The following is a 1,892-nucleotide window of genomic DNA, read 5'->3' as shown; positions in this document are numbered from 1 at the left end:
CGCGGCCGCGAGATGGCGGGCCTCGATGGCGTTGTCCTTGAACACCTGCAGCGAGCGGGCGAGCGCGCCCACTTCGTCCTTGCGCTCCACACCTGTCACGTTCACGGACAGGTCACCGTTCGCCAGTTGGTTCATGGAACCGGAAACGCCGTTCAGCGGGCGCGCGACGCCGTAAACCATGATCGCCACCAGCAGAGAAGTCGCGAGCGTCAAGCCGATGACGGAAGCGACGATCAGCTGAGTCGAGGTGAACGAGGCGAGATCGGCAGCCTGGACCTTCCCCCGGTTGAGAGCCTGGGCGTTGGCCTCGATTCGCTGATCGAGCATCTGCATCGCCTTGTCGTGCAAGGCTTGTCCCTCGCCCGTCGACAGCTTGAAAGCTTCGTCGCTTTCGTTGAGCTGCGTATGGGCGATGCTCCGACCCATGACGGCGAAGTATTCCTCGACGGTCTGCTTCAGCACCTCGTTGGAGCTACGGATCTCGGGCGTATCGGAGAGGGCGATGAGGCTGTCGAAGTCCTTGAGAGCCGCTTCCTTGGCGTTCTTGAAGTGCTGGTCATAGAGGAGGATCTGCTCGACCCGCGTCTCGATGATCAGGTTCTTTTCCTGGATCGCCGCTTCGTTGACATTCGCCTTGGCGCTGAGCGCCGTGCTGCGACGGGCGGCCTGGACATCGACGATCTGCTGGGTCGCATCTGCGAGTGTGTCGAGGCTGGACTTGGCGAAGACGATCAACCCGATCGTCACGGCGATGAACAACGCCACCGGAATGGTCAGTTTGGTAATCAGCTTGAGATTGTTGAGAGCTCTCATTGTCGTCTCGCTATCCTGTCCACGTTCCGCGGACGGTGCACGCGTCCTGCGACGCGCAGGAATTTCAGGCTTCCAGGAATTAGCTCCTGGAGCTTGTGCCAAGCTGAGCTTTGAGCCGAGCTTTCGCACGGCGGCTGCTATTTGCTCGACGTGAAAAGAAAAGGCCGCTGCGAACAGCGGCCCTTTCATTCTGCAGGGTCGCGGCTGATGCCTCAGGCCGCCTTGACGTCCTGGAGGAAGGTCGCGACCTCCTGGCCGAGATCGTGAGAATGGCGCGACAGCTCCTGGGCGGCGCCGAGCACCTGAGAGGCGGCCGCCCCGGTCTCTCCCGCTCCATGATGCACATCCTCGATGCTGCCCGTGACAGCCTCGGTGCCGCGAGCGGCCTCCTGGACGTTGCGGGCGATCTCGGCCGTGGCCGCACCCTGCTCCTCCATGGCGGCCGCGATAGACGTCGAGATCTGGCTCATTTCGGTGATCGTACGCGCAATCTCCTGAATGGCCGCCACCGTCTGCTGCGTCGCCTGCTGCACCGAAGCAATCTGAGCCGAGATCTCCTCCGTCGCCCGAGCGGTCTGGTTCGCCAGATCCTTCACCTCAGATGCCACGACGGCAAAGCCTTTGCCGGCCTCGCCGGCGCGAGCCGCCTCGATGGTGGCATTGAGTGCCAGCAGGTTGGTCTGGCCCGCGATGGTGTTGATCAGCTGCACCACGTCGCCGATCTTCGAAGCGGTCGAGGCCAGATCCTGCACGGCCGCATCTGTGCGGCGCGCGCCCTGCACGGCCTTGTCGGCGATCTGCGAGGATTGCGCCACCTGGGCGGCGATCTCGCGGATCGAGATCGACAGTTCCTCGGTGGCGGCCGCTACCGTCTGCACATTGGCCGAGGTCTGCTGGGCGGCGGACGAGACGGTAACCGATTGCTGCGTCGTCTGTCCGGCGATGGCCGTCATGGACTGGGCGGTGGCCTCCATCTCGGTGGCGGCCGAGGACAGTCCCTGCGTCAGGGCCGAGACGTTGAGCTCGAAGCGCTTGGTGAGCTGGTCGAGCACCTCGGCGCGGCGCATCTTGGCCTGGTT

The 1,892-nt window shown here is 63.8% G+C and carries 2 protein-coding genes; both read right to left on the bottom strand.

Going from position 1 to position 1,892, the window contains the following annotated elements:
- The coding region (locus AB4097_RS21405; RefSeq protein ID WP_442043305.1) for a HAMP domain-containing protein at positions 1 to 813 on the bottom strand (813 nt) is incomplete at its 3' end.
- A gap of 212 nt (positions 814 to 1,025) precedes the next feature.
- On the bottom strand, positions 1,026 to 1,892 hold an 867-nt coding region (locus tag AB4097_RS21400), incomplete at its 5' end, for a methyl-accepting chemotaxis protein (RefSeq protein ID WP_442043303.1).

The organism is Microvirga sp. 2MCAF35, assembly GCF_052115545.1.
In the GTDB taxonomy this organism is placed as follows: domain Bacteria; phylum Pseudomonadota; class Alphaproteobacteria; order Rhizobiales; family Beijerinckiaceae; genus Microvirga.
This window is presented reverse-complemented; position numbering and strand designations above follow the sequence as displayed.